The 17,080-nt window shown below is 72.3% G+C and carries 18 protein-coding genes and 6 tRNA genes; 12 read left to right on the top strand and 12 right to left on the bottom strand.

The annotated features are described in order from the left end of the window. The first annotated feature begins 137 nt into the window (after positions 1-137). Positions 138-1,814 (top strand): AbeC-like domain-containing protein, encoded by a 1,677-nt coding sequence (locus AC5WRL_RS01865; protein WP_496086437.1) that lies wholly within the window; start codon positions 138-140, stop codon positions 1,812-1,814. Between the two features lie 48 nt (positions 1,815-1,862). Here AC5WRL_RS01865 and AC5WRL_RS01860 read toward each other — a convergent pair whose 3' ends face one another. From AC5WRL_RS01860 to AC5WRL_RS01850, 3 genes are all read right to left on the bottom strand, one after another. Then, positions 1,863-2,423 (bottom strand): HIT family protein, encoded by a 561-nt coding sequence (locus tag AC5WRL_RS01860; protein WP_496086436.1) that lies wholly within the window; start codon positions 2,421-2,423, stop codon positions 1,863-1,865. Positions 2,424-2,477: 54 nt separating this feature from the next. Then, entirely contained in the window at positions 2,478-4,457 is a 1,980-nt protein-coding gene (gene thrS, locus AC5WRL_RS01855; RefSeq protein WP_496086435.1) for a threonine--tRNA ligase, read from the bottom strand. 166 nt (positions 4,458-4,623) lie between these two features. Beyond that, positions 4,624-4,695, bottom strand: a tRNA-Val gene (locus AC5WRL_RS01850). Between the two features lie 335 nt (positions 4,696-5,030). Here AC5WRL_RS01850 and AC5WRL_RS01845 point away from each other — a divergent pair. Next, positions 5,031-5,444 (top strand): SsgA family sporulation/cell division regulator, encoded by a 414-nt coding sequence (locus AC5WRL_RS01845; RefSeq protein WP_003959770.1) that lies wholly within the window; start codon positions 5,031-5,033, stop codon positions 5,442-5,444. Between the two features lie 181 nt (positions 5,445-5,625). Further along, entirely contained in the window at positions 5,626-6,198 is a 573-nt protein-coding gene (locus AC5WRL_RS01840) for a CGNR zinc finger domain-containing protein (protein WP_496086434.1), read from the top strand. A 17-nt stretch (positions 6,199-6,215) separates the two neighbouring features. Here the strand turns inward: AC5WRL_RS01840 and AC5WRL_RS01835 are convergent, their stop codons facing one another. Both AC5WRL_RS01835 and AC5WRL_RS01830 read right to left on the bottom strand, forming a co-directional pair. Then, positions 6,216-6,416: a hypothetical protein gene (locus AC5WRL_RS01835; protein ID WP_496086433.1), complete on the bottom strand. Its 201-nt coding sequence runs from the start codon at positions 6,414-6,416 to the stop codon at positions 6,216-6,218. Between the two features lie 85 nt (positions 6,417-6,501). After that, positions 6,502-6,906, bottom strand: coding sequence for a hypothetical protein (locus AC5WRL_RS01830; protein ID WP_496086432.1), 405 nt, complete (start codon positions 6,904-6,906; stop codon positions 6,502-6,504). A gap of 109 nt (positions 6,907-7,015) precedes the next feature. On the opposite strand from AC5WRL_RS01830, the gene AC5WRL_RS01825 reads away from it, so the two are divergent. Beyond that, on the top strand, positions 7,016-7,525 hold the full coding sequence (locus AC5WRL_RS01825) for a DsbA family protein (protein WP_496086431.1): 510 nt from the start codon (positions 7,016-7,018) through the stop codon (positions 7,523-7,525). A gap of 469 nt (positions 7,526-7,994) precedes the next feature. Here the strand turns inward: AC5WRL_RS01825 and AC5WRL_RS01820 are convergent, their stop codons facing one another. Genes AC5WRL_RS01820 through AC5WRL_RS01810 form a run of 3 tightly spaced genes read right to left on the bottom strand, consistent with a single transcriptional unit; the run spans position 7,995 to position 10,727 of the window. Next, positions 7,995-8,837 (bottom strand): GNAT family N-acetyltransferase, encoded by an 843-nt coding sequence (locus AC5WRL_RS01820; RefSeq protein WP_496086430.1) that lies wholly within the window; start codon positions 8,835-8,837, stop codon positions 7,995-7,997. An 8-nt stretch (positions 8,838-8,845) separates the two neighbouring features. Further along, positions 8,846-9,673 carry an aminotransferase class IV gene (locus tag AC5WRL_RS01815; protein ID WP_496086429.1) on the bottom strand — a complete coding sequence of 276 codons (828 nt, stop codon included), beginning with the start codon at positions 9,671-9,673 and terminating at the stop codon, positions 8,846-8,848. After that, entirely contained in the window at positions 9,648-10,727 is a 1,080-nt protein-coding gene (locus AC5WRL_RS01810; protein ID WP_496086428.1) for a chorismate-binding protein, read from the bottom strand. The genes AC5WRL_RS01815 and AC5WRL_RS01810 overlap by 26 nt, the downstream gene beginning before the upstream one ends. Before the next feature lie 116 nt (positions 10,728-10,843). Between AC5WRL_RS01810 and AC5WRL_RS01805 the strand changes: the two genes are divergently transcribed. From AC5WRL_RS01805 to AC5WRL_RS01785, 5 genes are all read left to right on the top strand, one after another. After that, a tRNA-Gly gene (locus tag AC5WRL_RS01805) sits at positions 10,844-10,916 on the top strand. 22 nt (positions 10,917-10,938) lie between these two features. Then, positions 10,939-11,009, top strand: a tRNA-Cys gene (locus AC5WRL_RS01800). A 1-nt stretch (position 11,010) separates the two neighbouring features. Next, positions 11,011-11,082: transfer RNA gene (locus AC5WRL_RS01795), tRNA-Val, on the top strand. A 24-nt stretch (positions 11,083-11,106) separates the two neighbouring features. Then, a tRNA-Val gene (locus AC5WRL_RS01790) sits at positions 11,107-11,178 on the top strand. Positions 11,179-11,197: 19 nt separating this feature from the next. Then, a tRNA-Val gene (locus tag AC5WRL_RS01785) sits at positions 11,198-11,272 on the top strand. Between the two features lie 191 nt (positions 11,273-11,463). On the opposite strand, the gene AC5WRL_RS01780 is transcribed toward AC5WRL_RS01785, so the two are convergent. Then, positions 11,464-11,631, bottom strand: coding sequence for a hypothetical protein (locus AC5WRL_RS01780; RefSeq protein WP_496086427.1), 168 nt, complete (start codon positions 11,629-11,631; stop codon positions 11,464-11,466). Between the two features lie 316 nt (positions 11,632-11,947). On the opposite strand from AC5WRL_RS01780, the gene AC5WRL_RS01775 reads away from it, so the two are divergent. Next, positions 11,948-13,045 carry a serine/threonine-protein kinase gene (locus AC5WRL_RS01775; protein ID WP_496086426.1) on the top strand — a complete coding sequence of 366 codons (1,098 nt, stop codon included), beginning with the start codon at positions 11,948-11,950 and terminating at the stop codon, positions 13,043-13,045. Here the strand turns inward: AC5WRL_RS01775 and AC5WRL_RS01770 are convergent. Further along, positions 13,030-13,818 (bottom strand): helix-turn-helix domain-containing protein, encoded by a 789-nt coding sequence (locus AC5WRL_RS01770; RefSeq protein ID WP_496086425.1) that lies wholly within the window; start codon positions 13,816-13,818, stop codon positions 13,030-13,032. The genes AC5WRL_RS01775 and AC5WRL_RS01770 overlap by 16 nt on opposite strands. Before the next feature lie 70 nt (positions 13,819-13,888). On the opposite strand from AC5WRL_RS01770, the gene AC5WRL_RS01765 reads away from it, so the two are divergent. Together AC5WRL_RS01765 and AC5WRL_RS01760 are read left to right on the top strand one after the other, a co-directional pair. Further along, positions 13,889-14,704: a phytanoyl-CoA dioxygenase family protein gene (locus AC5WRL_RS01765; protein WP_496086424.1), complete on the top strand. Its 816-nt coding sequence runs from the start codon at positions 13,889-13,891 to the stop codon at positions 14,702-14,704. Continuing rightward, positions 14,701-14,979: a hypothetical protein gene (locus tag AC5WRL_RS01760; protein ID WP_496086423.1), complete on the top strand. Its 279-nt coding sequence runs from the start codon at positions 14,701-14,703 to the stop codon at positions 14,977-14,979. Before AC5WRL_RS01765 ends, AC5WRL_RS01760 begins: the two co-directional genes overlap by 4 nt. On the opposite strand, the gene AC5WRL_RS01755 is transcribed toward AC5WRL_RS01760, so the two are convergent. Both AC5WRL_RS01755 and cobA read right to left on the bottom strand, forming a co-directional pair. Beyond that, positions 14,913-15,785, bottom strand: coding sequence for a TrmH family RNA methyltransferase (locus AC5WRL_RS01755; protein WP_496086422.1), 873 nt, complete (start codon positions 15,783-15,785; stop codon positions 14,913-14,915). The two genes, AC5WRL_RS01760 and AC5WRL_RS01755, sit on opposite strands and share 67 nt — an antisense overlap. Next, on the bottom strand, positions 15,782-17,038 hold the full coding sequence (gene cobA, locus AC5WRL_RS01750; RefSeq protein ID WP_496086421.1) for a uroporphyrinogen-III C-methyltransferase: 1,257 nt from the start codon (positions 17,036-17,038) through the stop codon (positions 15,782-15,784). The genes AC5WRL_RS01755 and cobA overlap by 4 nt, the downstream gene beginning before the upstream one ends. Positions 17,039-17,080 lie beyond the last annotated feature (42 nt).

Genomic DNA, 17,080 nt, shown 5'->3' with positions numbered 1-17,080 from the left:
TCGGGCCGCAAATCGCCGTAGCGGGCCCTGCGGGCGGCCCGCCGCCGCTAGGCTGACCCCGGCGGGCAGGTGTGCCGGTCCTCCGGGCGGGGAACGGGCCACCCGGGCGGCTGAAGTGTGAGGACTGGGGGTTTGCGATGTCGGCGCTGGACGATCTGCGCAACGCGGCGGGCATTGATTTCGACTTCGCGCCGGGCGCGCAGGTGCCGCTGTCCGGGGCGGGCACCGGGCACTCGGGGATGAGCCAGGCGCTGGCCTCGGTCGCCTACCGGGATGTGCCGCCGGAGGACATCAAGGAGCCCAATGACGCCGCGGCGGTGAAGAAGGGCAAGTTCACGCTCCTGGAGCCGAATCTGGGCGAGGCGTTCACCCGCGCCGTGGAGACCCGGATGCTCGCGGACGACCGCAAGCCGCTGGTGCAGTCCTTCGGGGCCGATCCGCAGACGGTGGTGGAGCACGCGCTGTCCGCCAAGCGGATCCGCAAGCAGCGGGACCGCCGGCTGACCATGATCATGGCGATCTTCGGGCTGCTGTTCCTGCCGGGCGTGCTGATATGGCTGGGCCTGTTCCAGCTGCGCCGCACCTTCGCCGGCTCGCAGGGCCGGCAGGCCGGTTTCCTGGGCACCCTGACGCTGGTGGCGATCGCCGCCCTGATCGCGCTGCTGGTGATCCGGGTGCCGCTGGGCGGGCCGATCCGGCTGTACGTGTGGAGCCTGCTGCCGGCTCCCGTCATCGGCTGGTACTGGGCCAGGCAGATCTCCGAGCACACCGCGCGGAATCTGCGCGCGCACTGGGCGGATCTGGCGGGCGGCGGCGGCTCGGGGGCGATGATCCCCGAGGCGGTGCCGCAGAACCCCAACGACAAGGAGGCGGAGCGGCTGCGGGTCGGGCTGGCCAAGCTGGCCGCCGAGCAGAACAGCAACGTGGCGCACTACGCGGGCCCCAAGGGCATCCTGGGCATGGGCGTGCGCTGGGGCAGCTGGCAGCTGGCCGAGGAGCTGGTGCCCAGGGACCCGGGCCGCGAGATCGACCCGTTCCGCGCCTGGGACGTCGCCCGCGCCATCCATGACCAGCTGCGGATGCTGGAGCGCGGCCCGCTGCACACCGGGGGCTTCCCCACCCCGTCGATCAAGCACTGGGTGGTCCGCCATGTCGGGGAGGGCGCCGGGGAGATCAGCCGGCCCATGGGCGACACCGCCGACTCGTACAGCATCAGCAACATCGAGGTGCAGCGGATCTGCAACGAGCAGCAGTTCGACAGCGGGGACCGGCACTATCTCGGGGTGCAGTTCGTGCTGTGGGACGGCGAGTTGGTGCTCACCATGATGATCACGGTCACGGTGCTGCACCACACGCTGCGGATCGAGGTGACCGGGCACGCCCTGGGGCCGATCGACGGTTTCTTCCGCAAGGGCCCGGACGGCAAGACCAGGGAGATCCGCGATCCGGTCAAGTTCTGGAAGAAGAAGAAGATTCCGCTGCCGCTGGTGGACGCCAAGGAAGTGGTCCGGCTGGCCGCTCGCGCCCCGCTGACCTGGTTCCCGGCCAAGCTCGACGCGTACGGCGGCACCATCGCCCTGCCCGAGCCGTTCGGGCTGCGGCACACCTGGGCGGGCAAGCCGTGGCGGCACCGCTTCATGGCGGACGACGCGCTGCGCGCGGCCACCCCGGTGCTGCGGGTGGCGCACGCTGCGGCGTTCAAGGTGCTGGAGGAGAACGGCGTGGACATCAGCCGCTTCGAGGGCCGTTCGCAGGCGCTGGGCGGCGCGGTGCAGGCGGCGGAGCCCCGTAAGGCCGACGAGTACAACATGTGAGGCGCGGTACGGTCCCGGCTCCCGCCGCCGTGCGCGTGGCGGTGGGGGTCAGCCGGCGGGCCAGGCGGCGGCGAGCAGCCGTCGGGTGTCGGCGAGGAGTTGGGGCAGCACCTTGGTGTGCCCCACCACCGGCATGAAGTTGGCGTCCCCGCCCCAGCGGGGCACCACATGCTGGTGCAGATGCGGGGCGATGCCGGCACCGGCCGCGCTGCCCTGGTTCATCCCGATGTTGAAGCCGTGGGCGCCGGAGGCGGTGCGGATCGCGGTCATCGCGCGCTTGGTCAGCTCGGCCAACTCGGCCGTCTCGGCGCCGGTCAGCTCGGTGTAGTCGGCGACATGCCGGTAGGGCACCACCAGCAGGTGGCCGCCGTTGTACGGGTAGAGGTTGAGCACCGCGTACACCTGCTCGCCGCGGGCGATGATCAGGCCGTCCTCGTCGCTCTTGGTGGGGATGACACAGAACGGACAACCGTCGCCGGCGCCCTCCCCGTGCGGCTTGCCCTCGCCCTGGATGTACGCCATCCGGTGAGGGGTCCACAGTCGCTGGAACGCGTCCGGCGTTCCCACCCCGATCTGCTGCTCCGGCTCGCTGTTCATGGCGGCCAGCATAGGCCGTGCCGGGCGGTACGGGGGGTGCCCCGTACCGCCCGGCACGGCCGGCGGTCAGACCTGGACGCGGGCCTCGACGGCCTCGGCGATCTCGCGCAGCGCCTCGGCGCGCGGGATGCCGTTCTTCTGTGAGCCGTCGCGGTAGCGGAAGCTGACCGCGCCGGCCGCGACGTCGTCGTCACCGGCGATCACCATGAAGGGGATCTTGGCCTTCTGGGCGTTGCGGATCTTCTTCTGCATCCGGTCGGCCGAGGCATCCACCTCGAACCGCAGCCCGGCGGCCTTGGCCTCGGCGCCGAACTCCTCCAGGTAGGGCACGTGGGAGTCGCCCACCGGGATGCCGACCGCCTGGACCGGGGCCAGCCACGGCGGGAAGACCCCGGCGTAGTGCTCCAGCAGGACCGCGAAGAACCGCTCGATGGAGCCGAAGAGCGCGCGGTGGATCATGACCGGCCGCTGCCGGGAGCCGTCGGCGGCGGTGTATTCGAGGCTGAAGCGCTTGGGCTGCTGGAAGTCGACCTGGATGGTGGACATCTGCCAGGTACGGCCGATCGCGTCCTTGGCCTGGACGGAGATCTTGGGGCCGTAGTAGGCGGCACCGCCCGGGTCCATGACCAGTTCCAGGCCCTGCTTGCCGGCTGCCTGGCGCAGCGTCTCGGTGGCTTCCTCCCACTCCTCGGGCTCACCGATGAACTTGTCGGAGTCGTCCCGGGTGGAGAGTTCGAGATAGAAGTCGTTGAGGCCGTAGTCGCGCAGCAGATTGAGGACAAAAGTGAGCAGACTGTCGAGTTCGTCCGGCATCTGCTCGGTGGTGCAGTAAATGTGTGAATCGTCCTGGGTGAATCCCCGGGCCCGGGTGAGGCCGTGGACGACACCGGACTTCTCGAAGCGATATACGGTGCCGAACTCGAAGAGCCGCATCGGCAATTCCCGGTAGGAACGCCCGCGGGCCTTGAAGATCAGATTGTGCATCGGGCAGTTCATGGCCTTGAGGTAATAGTCCTGCCCCTCGAACTCCATGGGCGGGAACATCGACTCGGCGTAGTTCGGCAGATGCCCGGAGGTCTCGAAGAGCTTGCCCTTGGTGATATGCGGGGTATTGACGAATTCGTACCCCGACTCCTCGTGCCGGCGGCGCGAGTAGTCCTCCATCACCTTGCGGATGACCCCGCCCTTGGGGTGGAAGACCGCGAGGCCGGAGCCGAGCTCCTCCGGGATGGAGAACAGGTCGAGCTCGGCGCCGAGCCGCCGGTGGTCGCGCTTCTCGGCCTCGGCCAGGAACTCCAGGTGGGCCTTGAGTTCGTCCTTGGTGGGCCAGGCGGTGCCGTAGATGCGCTGGAGCTGCGGGTTGCGCTCGCTGCCGCGCCAGTAGGCGGCGGCCGAGCGCATGAGCTTGAAGGCCGGGATCAGCCGGGTGCTGGGCAGGTGCGGGCCGCGGCACAGGTCCTTCCAGCACAGCTCGCCGGTCTTGGCGTCGATGTTGTCGTAGATGGTGAGCTCGCCGGCCCCGACCTCGGCCGACGCGCCCTCGGCGGCGTCGGCGGCCGAGCCCTTGAGGCCGATCAGCTCGATCTTGTACGGCTCGGCGGCGAGTTCGGCGCGCGCCTCGTCGTCGGTGACCACCCGGCGGGCGAAGCGCTGGCCCTGCTTCTGGATCTGCTGCATGCGCTTCTCGATGCGGCCCAGGTCCTCGGGGTGGAAGGGCTGCTCGACGTCGAAGTCGTAGTAGAAACCGTCCTTGATGGGCGGGCCGATGCCCAGCTTGGCGTCGGGGAACAGATCCTGCACGGCCTGGGCGAGGACGTGGGCGGCGGAGTGCCGCAGGATGTTCAGGCCGTCGCCGGAGCTCAGCTCGACCGGCTCGACCTCGTCGCCGTCGGCGAGCGGGTGGGTGAGGTCGCGCAGCTCGCCGCCGACGCGGGCGGCCACGATGGAGCGCTGCCCCTCGAAGAGCGCGGCGGCCGTGGTGCCCGTGGTCACCACGCGCTCTTCCCGCTCGGAATCGCGTTGGATGATCACACGGACGTCTGACACCGGTCTCTCCTGACGTTGGCGGCTGCTCGATGCGCAGCGCTCGCTGCGGTTTCGCATGGTACCGAGCGGCGTGGCCCGGCCGCGAAACGGTTGGGGAGGGGGCGTCCGGGGCCCGGCCAACCAACGCAAGAAGGCCGGTCCTTGACGGACCGGCCTTCCCAGGGCGTGGGCGATACTGGGATCGAACCAGTGACCTCTTCGGTGTGAACGAAGCGCTCTCCCGCTGAGCTAATCGCCCTGGGCTGGTGCTTTCGGGCTTGTTCCCCTCGGCACGAGAAGAACCATACACAGCTCGGCGGCCCAGATCCAAATGAACTCCCGGCCGGCGTCCAGCAGCTCGCCGCCGGCCGGGTCGGCGGGGGGCTCGGGCGGGCGTCACCGGATGGCGGATCACTCGTTGACGGGACGGGTGCTCTCTGTAGCCGACCGGGCACAAAATGGCACTCGCCCATTCGAATGATGTCAAGCACCGCAAATAGGACAGAGGGGTTTACAACCGGCGCGTACGTGGCATGTCGAATTCGCCGACGTGCGAATCCCCGAGCGCACACTGAGCGAAAGGCCCTGGCGCTTATGAACACCACGGTCAGCTGCGAGCTGCACCTGCGCCTCGTTGTATCGAGCGAGTCTTCACTGCCTGTACCCGCGGGGCTGCGGTATGACACGGCGGACCCCTACGCCGTACACGCCACATTCCACACCGGAGCCGAAGAAACCGTCGAATGGGTTTTCGCCCGCGATCTTCTCGCCGAGGGGCTGCACCGGCCCACCGGCACGGGAGACGTCCGGGTGTGGCCCTCCCGGAGTCATGGCCAGGGGGTCGTGTGCATCGCACTCAGCTCCCCGGAGGGCGAAGCACTGCTGGAGGCCCCGGCCCGGGCCCTGGAATCCTTCCTCAAGCGCACCGATGCGGCCGTACCGCCGGGCACCGAGCACCGGCACTTCGACCTCGACACCGAGCTCTCGCACATCCTCGCGGAGAGTTAGAGACCCGCCGGTTCTCCGCGCCGTCCGACTCGGGGCGACGGCGCGGGGCCGGCGTTGAACACAGCGCACAGCGCCGTCGCGGACCACGCGGCGGCGCTGTCGTGTCACGGAGCGGCTAAAGTCCGGAGGCAGGAACGCCAGGGAGGGCGGGCCACCGCCCCTGACCGCACCGGGAGCCGGCTTGCTGATCAACCACGACACCCGGTGTGCACTGACCCATACCGTGGATCTGCTCAACACCGCCCTCGACGACGGCTCCCCGGACGCGCTGAGCACCGTGGCGGAGCTGCGCTCCTATGTCGAGTCCCACGATCTGAGCGGCGTGCAGGTGGGAGATCTCGCCGAGCAGGACCTGGTGGCGGTGCGCCGGGTGCGGGGGCTCTTCGCCGCGGTGTTCGCGGCGGAGAGCGACCGGGAGGCCGCCGAGCTGATCAACGCGATGGTCGCCAAGGCCGGCACCACCCCGCAGCTGACCGATCACGACGGCCACGACTGGCATGTCCACTACTTCGCCCCGGGCGCCTCGGTCGCCGATCATCTGTCGGCGGACTGCGGGATGGCGCTGGGCTTCTTCCTGGTGGCCGGGGAACGGGAGCGGCTGCGGCGCTGCGACGCGCCGGACTGCCGCCGGGCCTTCGTGGATCTGTCCCGCAACCGCTCGCGCCGCTACTGCGACAGCCGCACCTGCGGCAACCGGCTCCATGTGGCCGCCTACCGGGCCCGGCAGCGACGCTCGACCTCGCAGTCCGGCTGAGCGCGGCTCTCGCGCCGCTACAGCCAGAACCGGTCATACACCCCCGAGACGAGCAGCAGCACGCCGATCACGGTGAGAAACAGGATCAGCGGCGGCTGCGAGAGTGCGAACAGACAACCCCTGGCCTCCGGGTCACCGGGGTCAGGGGCGGGAGGTCCGGCCGGGTCGGACCGGGTGGGTGGATCGGGAGCGTGCTGCTCCCCGGTGAAGTGCGCCATGTCGCGGCGATCATGACGCAGCGGCCGACCCCGCCGCGATCAACACACCTCATTTGAGCGGGGATTCGCTATTTCGAGGGTCCGGTCATATGCCGTGCTTCTTGAGGATGGCCTCGATGTCCGAGAAGTCCTCCGCGCCGCCCGTGGCCGGGGCGGCGGAGCGACCGCGCTTGGCGGGCAGCGCCGCAGGGGCGGCGGCGGGCTCGGCCGCGGCCGGCCCCGTACCGCCGCCGCCCCTGCGGCCGTCGGCGAAGCCGGCGACCAGGAAGAGCAGCACGCCGAGACCGATCACGCCCAGGCCGGCCCAGGCGACCGGGTTGAAGGTCATGTTGAGCACGAACCGCACCACGCCCGTCATGGCGAGCCCCACGGGCAGCAGCGCGAAGGCCGCCACCCGCAGCGCGGTGGCGTAGCGGCGGCGCTTGGCCACCAGAAAGGCCACACCGAGGCCGGCGGCGGTCAGCAAGGTGCAGAATGTTCCGATCAGCATCCTTCCATCCTGCCTGGCCGCGCTCCGTGAGGCCATGGCCGCAGCAGGGGGATCAGGGACAATTCGGGGTAGCGGCAGGCACCGGGCGGGCGGCTGGGAGACTGGGGGTATGAGCGAAGCAACCGGCAGCACCGTCGTGCTCGACGTGTGGTGCGATCTCCAGTGCCCCGACTGCCACCGCGCCGAGAGCGACCTGCGGGCGCTGCGCGAGCGGTTCGGCGACCGGCTGGAGATCAGGCGGCGGCACTTCCCGCTGGCCAAGAACCAGCACGCGCTGGCGGCGGCGCAGGCCGCCGAGGAGGCGTACGCGCAGGGCCGCGGCGAGGCGTACTGGCCGGCGCTGCTGGAGCGCACCACGGACCTGCGGGAGCGGGGTGAGCCGGTGCTCGGTGAGGTCGCCGGGGCGACCGGCGTGGACGCCGCCGAGATCGAGACCGCCCTGATCGACGGCCGCCACCTGCTGGCGGTCGACGCCGACCAGGCGGAGGGCCAGGCCCTGGGGGTGCGCGGCACCCCCACGTACGTGATCGCCGGCCAACGCCTGGACGGCGGCCAGAGCCAGGACGGCCTGCTGGAGCGGATCACCGAGATCGTCCGGGCGGAACTGGGCGAGGTCTGAGCCACCGGGGAGCGTGACCGCCCACGGCTTCGGCGTCGGCCGTGAGCCGCCTCGCCCCGGGGCCGGGCATCCCGCAACACGACCACCCGGCAACGGCCGGCGCACAGGTCGCCCGTCGCGGCAGGAGTACGCGGACCCGCCCGCTCACCGCGTCCGGGAAGCGAAGCCGTGCGCACCGGCCCCGATGTGCCGTGCGTGACCCCGTACGGCTCCGGCGGACACCAGCCGCGGACACCGTTCCCCGGGACACCGGGGCGGCCGCACCTGTGCGGGCGCCCCGCGCGGGCCCTGCGGCGGTCGGCGCGCGGCAGGCGTGCCGCCCCGCAGACACCGGCCTCGCACACCCTTCCCCCGTGCGCGGGCCGGCCCCGGCCGGTGCGCCGGGGTGTGGGCGGTCGTGGCCTGCGGGGGGGGCGGGAGCGTGCTCGGCTCCTGACGGGGCGGTGACCCGGGACGCGCGCCCCGGAGGTCAGAGCAGCGGCTTGTGCAGGCGCAGAGCCGCCGGGCGGTAGCCGAGGGAGTCGTACAGGCGGCGGGCCACCGGGTTGTCCGCGTCGACGCTGAGGCCCAGCAGGGTGCCGCCGGCGGTGTGGGTGAGGCGTTCGGCCTCCTGCAACAGGCTGCGGCCGTGGCCCAGGCCGCGGTGCTCCGGGGCCACCTGCACCGTGTACACATAGCCGTCCGCGCCGTACGGCAGCGGCCTGCCCGCCGTCGCCAGCCACAGGGTGCCCACATCGGCGCCGTGGTGGCTGAGCACCCGCAGCATCATGCCGTCGGTGCGGTGGCCCTGCGGCAGTTGGGCGGCGAGCAGCGTGTCGGCGTGCGCCGCGGCGTCGCGCGGGCTCGCGCCCAGTCGCCGCTGCCCGGCGGCGAGCTGGTCCCGCTCCGCCGTGGACCACGCCGCGTACTCCGCCTCCCCCATCGGTCGCGTCGCGCTGCCCGCCGGCAACGGCGGTACGGGCCGGGCCGGCCGCTTGGTCAGCCAGCGGTTGCCTTCGGTGTAGCCGAGCGCCGTGAACAGGCCCAGCGCCGGGACGGCCTCCGCGGGGACGTCCGCCGACACCCGTACGCACCCCCAGCCGCGCAGGATCTCCTCCGCCGCCAGGGCGGCCACCGTGGCGCGCCCACGTCTGCGGTCGGCCGCCGCGACCTCCAGCTCCTCGATCCTGCCGCCGGCCGGCCCGGGCCCCGGAAGCCGGGTCAGCCGCAGGGCGCCCACCGGGCGGGAGTTGACGCGTATGTCATAACGGCGGGTGCGGCCCCCGTGGGCCGACCGCTCTTCGGGCCCGGTGGGCCGCACGGTGGTGGTCATCTCGCCTTTCAGGGGTCGATGTCGGCGGCCGAGCGGGCCTGGAAGACGCGCAGCGCCTCCGCTGTCACCGGCCCGGGCGCGCCGGGCAGTTCACGGTCGTCGATCCGGCGCACGGCCTGCACGTCGCGGGTGGAGGAGGTGAGGAAGACCTCGTCGGCGCGGTGCAGCACGTCCATCGGCAGGTCGGTCTCCTTCGCCCCGCTCCACTCGATGACCAGCGCGCGGGTGATGCCGGCCAGGCAGCCGGCGGCCAGCGGCGGGGTGTGGAGTTCGCCGTCGAGGACGACGAAGACGTTGGTGCCGGTGCCCTCGCACAGCGCGCCGGTGGTGTTGGCGAACAGTGCCTCGGAGGCGGCCTGCTGGTGGGCGCGGGCCAGCGCGATGACGTTCTCGGCGTAGGAGGTGGACTTCAGTCCGGCCAGCGCGCCGCGTTCGTTGCGGGTCCAGGGCACGGTGATGACGGCGGTGGCGTCGGGCCGGCGGGCCGTCTCCGCGTGGGCGATGAGCAAGGTGGGCGGGGCGTCGCCACGGTCGGAGGCGAGCGGGGACCGGCCGCCGGTGTAGGTGATGCGGAGCCGGCCGAAGGGCACCGGCTCGGTGTTCTCCAGGACGGCGTGGCAGGCGCGGCGCACCTCGTCGTGGTCGGGTGCGGCCAGTCCGAGTCCGGCTGCGGAGGTGGTGAGCCGGTCGAGGTGGCGGCTCATCGCGAAGGGGCGGCCGTTTTCGGTCTTCAGCGTCTCGAAGACTCCGTCGCCGACCGTGAGTCCGTGGTCGAAGACGGAGACCTTCGCGCTGTCGGCGTCCCGCAGCTCACCGTCCAGCCAGATCAGCGCCATGGTGTCGTTCTCCTGTCGTGTGCGTGATGCCCGACGCTACCGCGAGGAGGCGTTCGGCCTTGAGTTCGGTCTCCGCCCATTCGCGCTCCGGGTCGGAGCCCCAGGTGATGCCGGCACCGGTGCCGAAGCGCAGCAGGGGGCGACCGGTGGTGCGGTCGGTCCAGAAGGTGCGGATGCCGACCGCCAGCTCGCCGGTGGCGCGGTCGGCGTCGACCCAGCCGATGCCGCCGCAGTACGGGCCGCGGGGGGCGCGTTCCAGGGTCTCGATGATCTTCAGGGCGCTGGGTTTGGGCGCGCCGGTGACGGAGCCGGGCGGGAAGGTGGCGGCGAGCAGCTGGGCCCAGCCGGTGCCGGGGGCGAGTTCGCCGCGCACGGTGGAGACGAGGTGGACCAGGCCGGGATGGGGCTCGGTGACGCACAGTTCGGGGACGGTGACGCTGCCGGTGGCGCAGACCCGGCCCAGGTCGTTGCGGACCAGGTCGACGATCATCACGTTCTCGGCGTGGTCCTTGGGCAGCAGGTCGGCGGCGGTGCGGCCGGTGCCCTTGATGGGGCCGGATTCCACGGTGCGGCCGTGGCGGCGCAGATACAGCTCGGGGGAGGCGGTGGCGATCTCCACGCCGTGTCCGGGCAGCCGCACGGTGCCCGCGTACGGGGCGGGGTTGCCGTGGGCGAGCAGCGCGGTGAGGGCGTCGATGTCGGCGGCGGACGGGTCGGGCAGCGGGGCGGTGAGGACGCGGCAGAGGTTCGCCTGGTAGACCTCGCCGGCCGCGATGTGCTCGCGGATGCGGCGGACGGCGGCGGTGTAGGCGGCGCGGTCCAGGGAGGTGTGCCAGCCGGTGGGGTCGGGCCCCCGCCAGCGGCCGGGCGGGGGCATGCGCGGCGCGGGGGCGGGGCGTACCTGGGCGAAGCGGGCGCAGAGCAGCCCGCCCTCGTAGTCGGCGACCACGGCCCACCAGCCGGTGGACTCCAGGGCGGCGGGGTCGCTGGTGACATCTCGCAGATCTGTGGCCAGGACCCCACCGAGACGGGCAAGCGGAGCAAAGTCGTGCACATGTGCGAGTCTAGGCCGCGGATGCGGGGCCCTACCGAGTTTGAGCTGGCCCGCGGATCCGCTAGAGTTCATGACGTCACCCGGGGAGCGGAAGCGGCCCGGGAGACATACACACTGCGGACGTAGCTCAGTTGGTAGAGCACCACCTTGCCAAGGTGGATGTCGCGAGTTCGAGTCTCGTCGTCCGCTCGAAGGGGGCCTGGCCCCCTCCGGTGGAGTGGCCGAGAGGCGAGGCAACGGCCTGCAAAGCCGTCTACACGGGTTCAAATCCCGTCTCCACCTCGGACGATTAGCTCAGCGGGAGAGCGCTTCCCTGACACGGAAGAGGTCACTGGTTCAATCCCAGTATCGTCCACTGGGTCCTGACAAGGACCCGCCCGCGCGATTAGCTCAGCGGGAGAGCGCTTCCCTGACACGGAAGAGGTCACTGGTTCAATCCCAGTATCGCGCACGCGAGATCAGCACCGTACGGACGATTAGCTCAGCGGGAGAGCGCTTCCCTGACACGGAAGAGGTCACTGGTTCAATCCCAGTATCGTCCACCAGCGTGAAGAGCCGGGAAGCTCATACAGCTTCCCGGCTCTTTGTCCTTCCACCGGCTGTGCCGATGGAGTACGCGGTGCCCGGGCAGCTCCCCAGCTGCCCGGGCACACTAGCCGTCCGCCTGACCCCCGTCCCCACGGGGTGTTGGCCGGTGTCCCCGACCCGGGCCGCTCTCCCGGGTCCGGAGCGCTTGTCAGCGCCCCAGAAGTCCGGCCACGGACGACGCCTGTGTCACGACGGCATCGACGCCGCCGATCACGACCGCGAGTGCGATGGCCAGCGGCAGCACCATGGCCACCGCCACCAGCGGATGACGCCGTGCCGCCCTGGGCGAACCGCTCGTCATCTGCATCTGCGCCATCTGTCCACTCCCGTCGAGTACTTGGCAAGCGGCGGGCGGGTGACCTCGGGGGACGAGTGCTGCGCCCGCCGCTTGACCTCAACATTAGGCGCCGGGGCCACCTCCGGCGTCAGCCCGGCGTATTGAACCTGGGGCCTCCCAGGGGATGACACAGGGGCCGGGGAGCTACTCCCCAGGGTGGAGGAGCGAGTGGATTCACCAGGGGTTTCCCCCAGGGGACCCGCGCGGCGCACGCCCTTCTCGGCGTTGTGGCCGCCCAGTCCGTAAGCTGTGCGACGGCTGTTGAACAGCACAAGGACCGGGCTGCGAGGTAGACATGGCGATGATGCGGCTCCGGCGCGAGGACCCGCGGGTCATGGGGGCGTTCCGGCTCCACCGCCGGCTCGGCGCCGGGGGCATGGGGGTGGTGTACCTCGGCTCGGACCGGCGCGGCCAGCGGGTGGCGCTCAAGGTCATCCGGCCGGACCTGGCCGAGGACCACGAGTTCCGGGCCAGGTTCGCCCGCGAGGTCTCGGCCGTGCGCCGGATCAGGGGCGGCTGTACGGCCCGCCTGGTGGCCGCCGACCTGGACGCCTCCCGGCCCTGGTTCGCCACTCAGTACGTGCCGGGGCCCTCGCTGCACGACAAGGTCGCCGAACAGGGCCCGCTGTCCGCCGCCGAGACCGCCGCGATCGGGGCATCCCTCGCGGAGGGCCTGGTCGCCGTGCACGAGGCCGGGGTGGTGCACCGCGATCTGAAGCCGTCCAACATCCTGCTGTCGCCCAAGGGTCCGCGCATCATCGACTTCGGCATCGCCTGGGCCACCGGTGCCTCCACCCTCACCCATGTCGGCACCGCCGTGGGCTCCCCCGGCTTCCTGGCGCCCGAACAGGTACGGGGGGCGACCGTGACCCCGGGCACCGATGTGTTCTCGCTGGGCGCCACCCTGGCGTACGCCACACTGGGCGACTCGCCGTTCGGGCAGGGCAGTTCCGAGGTGATGCTCTACCGGGTGGTGCACGAGGAGCCGATTCTGCGCGGCACCCCCTCGGCGCTTGCCCCGCTGCTGCGCGCCTGCCTGGCCAAGGCACCCCAGGAGCGGCCCAGCACGCTCCAGCTGGCGAGCCGGCTCAAGGAGATCGCCGCCCGCGAGGCGCGCGGCACCGCCGTCGCCCCGCGCCCCCGGCCGCGCCCGGCGGTGCCCGCGCCGTCCGCCCCGGCGCAGCAGGCCCGAACCACCCGGCCCGAACCGGCCGCTCCCCCGCCCCGCCAAGCCCCCGCTCCCCGCCCGGCCGCCCGGCGGCCCGCCCCCGCCCCGGCCCGGCGCGGGGTGGACGGCGGGCTGCTGCGGCAGCGGCTGATCGTGTTCGTGGTGGTGACGGTGCTGGTGGCGCTGGGCATCGCGGCGGCCCAGGGGTGTCAGGGCCCGATCTGAGCGAAGCCGCCGCGGATGGCGCGGGGTGATGCCCCCAGCTCGCGGTGACACGCCTTGTTGAACGCCTGGAGATCGGGGATGCCGACCGCCGCCGCCACCGCGGGGATCGGCAGGGTGGACTCACGCAGCAGATGCCGGGCCCGCGCCAGCCGGCGCCAGCGGAGGTAGCCGATCACCGTACGGCCGGTCTCGGAGCGGAACAGCCGGGTCAGATGGTTGTGCGAGAAGCCGGTGGCGGCGGCGATCGCCGCCACGCTGAGCGGGCCGGACAGCCGCGCCTCGATCAGCCCCATGGCCGCCACCACCGCCGGATGCGGAGTGCGGGGCGGAGCGGGCGGCGTCAGCCGTGCGACGCGCCACAGCAGGGACCAGATCTCCGCCGTCGAGCGCGCCGGTTCGGTTCGGGCGGTGGCGATCGCCAGCTGGAACTGCTCGGTCACCTGGGGAAGTTCCGGGCCGGCGTCCTGGATCACCGGTACCGGGCGGGCGTCCGCCCTCGGGCCGGTGACCAGCCGCAGATGGGCGTACAGATGCTCCGACCGCGCGTGATACCGGTAGCGGACGGTGACGCCGGGCGGCACCAGGCTGACCCGGCCGGGCCGGATCGTATGGGGTGTGCCGTTCACCGTCAGCTCGGCACGGTAGTGGTACAGATGCAGCTGCCACAGCTCCGGCAGCCGGAAGACATCCGTCACCCCCGCGGGGCCGTGGACGCCCACTCCGATATCGGCGACCACCGGCGGCTGTTCCAGGCAGACGGTGACAGCGCGCATGGTGAGAAATTACCAGTGCCGGGTGACTGTGGCCGATCCGCGGACCGGGCCCGTTCCCTACCGTCGGGGCATGCAACCACAACAGCATCTGCTGAGTTCGGTGCGCATGGCGCACTTCGTGGCCCACGGCTCACTGCGGCTGGACGCGGTGGTCCCGCCGGAGCTGAACGAGGAAGCACTGACCGTCCTGGCGCACGGAGTGCCGGAGGTTCCGTACGGCACACCCCTGGCACAGGCGTACCGGCCGGGATCGTTCGCCCGGCGGCTGGTGGAACTGCCGCCGGTGGCCGGGGCGCTGCGCTCGCTGGTCGGCCCGGATCCGGCGGTGGACCATCACGCCGTCCACGTACGCCGCCCGGACGAGGGCGCGGCCCAGCCGCTGCACGGCGACGCCATCATCGATGTCCGCACCGACGCCTTCGACGTCCAGCTCATGTACTACCCGCAGGAGGTGACGCTGGAGATGGGCGGCACCCTGACCGTGCCGGGCAGCCATCTGCGGCGCACCAATGAGAGCGACACCGGCCGCTACCAGAATCTGCGCGGCCAGTCGCGCCTCACCTGCCCGGCCGGCACCGTGGTGTTCGTCCACCACGGGCTGTGGCACGGGGGGCGGCGCAACGACAGCGGCGCCGACCGCTGGATGTTCAAGATCCGCTTCAATCCCACCGTGCGGCAGCGGCTGCTGTGGGACACCTCCGATCTGGACGATCCCCGGGTGCTGGAAGAGCTGCGGGTCGTCTTCCCCTGGTACGAGCAGGCCACCGGGCGGCTCGAACTGTACAACCGGGCGCTGCTGTGGCGGGCGCTGACGGGTGACCAGGGCTTCGATCTGGACCACTGGGTGACCCGGGTGACCAACCGCCCCCAGGAGGTGGCGGCATGAGTGGGACGCGGCAGCAGGTCCTGGTGCTGTATCTCAGCACCTCCGCGCTCGATTCGCGGGTGATCGGCTGGGCCAGGTACGACGGCACCGGCGGCTCCTCCCCGACCACCGGCGACAGTGACGAGCCGCCGTACGACAGCGGGGTGGCGGCGTTGCTGGACGGCTGGCGGCTGTTCCAGGCGTCGCAGCTGATTCCGCCGGCCCCCGGTCATGAGTACGAGGTGTCGTTCCTCAAACACGAGTTCTTCTTCGAGAAGCTGGTGGAGACGGCGTAGAAGGCCACGGCGGCGGCAGCGGCCACATTCAGGGAGTCCACACCGTGCGCCATCGGGATCCGTACCCAGGTGTCGGCCGCCGCCAGGGCGCGCGGGGTGAGGCCGTCGCCCTCCGCGCCGAGCATGAGCGCGATCCGGTCCGGCGCCGCCGTACCGGTGTCGTCGGTGAGGGCATCGGCGAGATCCACCGCCCGCTCGTGAGGGGTGAGCGCCAACAGCCGGAAGCCGGCCTCCCGCACCGCGGTGAGGCTGTGCGGCCACTGCGCGAGCCGGGCGTAGGGCAGCGAGAAGACCGCGCCCATGGAGACCTTGACCGAGCGCCGGTAGAGCGGATCGGCGCTGTCCGGTGACAGCAGGACGGCGTCCATGCCCAGGGCCGCGGCGCCCCGGAAGATGGCGCCGATGTTGGTGTGGTCGTTGACGGCCTCCACCACCGCTACCCGGCGGGAGCGGGCCAGCAGGTCCGCCGGGGCGGGCAGCGGCAGCCGGTGCATGGCGGCGAGGGCGCCGCGGTGCACGTGATAACCGGTGACCTGCTCGGCCAGTTCGGGGGTGACGACATAGGCGGGCGCGCCGGCCGACGCGATGACGTCGCCCAGCGCGGCGGCCCACTTGTCGGTGAGCAGCAGCGACCGCATGGGATAACCGGCCGCCAGGGCACGGCGGATGACCTTCTCGCCCTCCGCCATGAACAGCCCCTCGGCGGGTTCCCGGCGGCGGCGCAGGGCGACATCGGTCAGCGCCGTGTAGTCGGTGAGCCGGGGATCGGCGGGGTCGGTGACGGGGATCAGCTCGGGTGCGGTCACGGGGCGTCGTCTCCTCGTTCCGCGACGGTCACCACATCGCCGACGACGATCACGGCGGGCGGCCGGACGCCGGCCCCGGCGATGCGGGCGGCGATGGTCTCCAGGGTGGCGTCGAGGCGGCGCTGGGCGGCGGTGGTGCCGTCCTGGACCACCGCCACCGGGGTACGGGGGTCCCGGCCGTGGGCGATCAGGGTGGCGGCGATGGCCGGCATCCGTTCCACCGCCATCAGCAGCACCAGGGTGCCGCGCAGCCGGGCGAGCGCCGGCCAGTCCACCAGGGAACGCGGATGGTCGGGCGGCAGATGCCCGCTGACCACGGTGAACTCGTGGGCCACACCCCGGTGGGTGACGGGGATGCCGGCCGCGCCGGGCACACTGATGGCGCTGGTGACCCCGGGGACCACGGTGACCCGGAGGCCGGCGGCGGCGAGCGCCCGGGCCTCCTCCATGCCGCGGCCGAAGACGTACGGGTCGCCGCCCTTGAGCCGGACCACCGACTTGCCGGCCCTGGCGTGCTCGATGAGCGCCTCGTGGATGGCCTCCTGGGCCATGGCGCGGCCGTAGGGGATCTTGGCGGCGTCGATGATCTCGACGTGCGCGGGGAGTTCGTCGAGCAGGTCGCGCGGGCCGAGCCGGTCGGCGACCACCACATCGGCCTCGGCGAGCAGCCGGCGCCCGCGTACGGTGATCAGATCGGGATCACCGGGGCCGCCGCCGACCAGCGCCACCCCCGGCGTACGGTGCCGGTGGCGCGGGGCGGCCAGGGTGCCCTCGCGCAGCCCCTCGACGACGGCGTCCCGGACGGCCGCCGAGCGGCGCGGGTCCCGGCCGGTGAGCACGGCGACGGTCACCCCGTCGCTGCGGCCGGTGGCCGGGGTCCAGGCGGTGGCGGCGCCGGCGTCGTCGCTGCGGACACACCACACCCGCTCCCGCTCGGCCTCGGCGGAGGCGGCGGCGTTGACCTCGGGATCGTCGGTGGCGACCAGCGCGTACCAGGCCCCGGCGAGATCACCGGGCCGGTAGCCGCGCGGTTCCCAGCGCAGTTCACCGGCCTGCGCCATGGCCTGGACGGAGGGCGTCACGGCGGGGGCGATCAGCTCGACGGCGGCGCCGGCGGCCAGCAGGGCCGGCAGCCGGCGCTGGGCGACGGTGCCGCCGCCGAGCACCAGGACCCGGCGGCCGGTCAGCCGCAGTCCGACGGGGTAGGCGGGGTGATCGGGCTGGTCGGGCTGGTCGGGGTGTGGCTCTGGCATGGGTGGCGCGGCTCCTGGTGGACGAGCGGGATCGCCGCTGCG

The sequence above is a fragment of the Streptomyces sp. NTD107 genome (assembly GCF_059510435.1).
This window is presented reverse-complemented; position numbering and strand designations above follow the sequence as displayed.

Bases quoted from the DNA above. Each gene is read 5' to 3' on its own strand.
- AC5WRL_RS01830 (WP_496086432.1), bottom strand. From the start codon at position 6,906: ATGCTGATCGGAACATTCTGCACCTTGCTGACCGCCGCCGGCCTCGGT.
- AC5WRL_RS01815 (WP_496086429.1), bottom strand. From the start codon at position 9,673: ATGGCGCTGATCTGGCTGGACGGTGAGCTGCGGGACGCCGACAGCGCG.
- AC5WRL_RS01845 (WP_003959770.1), top strand. From the start codon at position 5,031: ATGAACACCACGGTCAGCTGCGAGCTGCACCTGCGCCTCGTTGTATCG.
- AC5WRL_RS01860 (WP_496086436.1), bottom strand. From the start codon at position 2,423: ATGCTGGCCGCCATGAACAGCGAGCCGGAGCAGCAGATCGGGGTGGGA.
- AC5WRL_RS01780 (WP_496086427.1), bottom strand. From the start codon at position 11,631: ATGGCGCAGATGCAGATGACGAGCGGTTCGCCCAGGGCGGCACGGCGT.
- AC5WRL_RS01865 (WP_496086437.1), top strand. From the start codon at position 138: ATGTCGGCGCTGGACGATCTGCGCAACGCGGCGGGCATTGATTTCGAC.
- AC5WRL_RS01770 (WP_496086425.1), bottom strand. From the start codon at position 13,818: ATGCGCGCTGTCACCGTCTGCCTGGAACAGCCGCCGGTGGTCGCCGAT.
- AC5WRL_RS01775 (WP_496086426.1), top strand. From the start codon at position 11,948: ATGGCGATGATGCGGCTCCGGCGCGAGGACCCGCGGGTCATGGGGGCG.
- AC5WRL_RS01835 (WP_496086433.1), bottom strand. From the start codon at position 6,416: ATGGCGCACTTCACCGGGGAGCAGCACGCTCCCGATCCACCCACCCGG.
- AC5WRL_RS01765 (WP_496086424.1), top strand. From the start codon at position 13,889: ATGCAACCACAACAGCATCTGCTGAGTTCGGTGCGCATGGCGCACTTC.
- AC5WRL_RS01760 (WP_496086423.1), top strand. From the start codon at position 14,701: ATGAGTGGGACGCGGCAGCAGGTCCTGGTGCTGTATCTCAGCACCTCC.
- cobA (WP_496086421.1), bottom strand. From the start codon at position 17,038: ATGCCAGAGCCACACCCCGACCAGCCCGACCAGCCCGATCACCCCGCC.
- AC5WRL_RS01820 (WP_496086430.1), bottom strand. From the start codon at position 8,837: ATGACCACCACCGTGCGGCCCACCGGGCCCGAAGAGCGGTCGGCCCAC.
- AC5WRL_RS01825 (WP_496086431.1), top strand. From the start codon at position 7,016: ATGAGCGAAGCAACCGGCAGCACCGTCGTGCTCGACGTGTGGTGCGAT.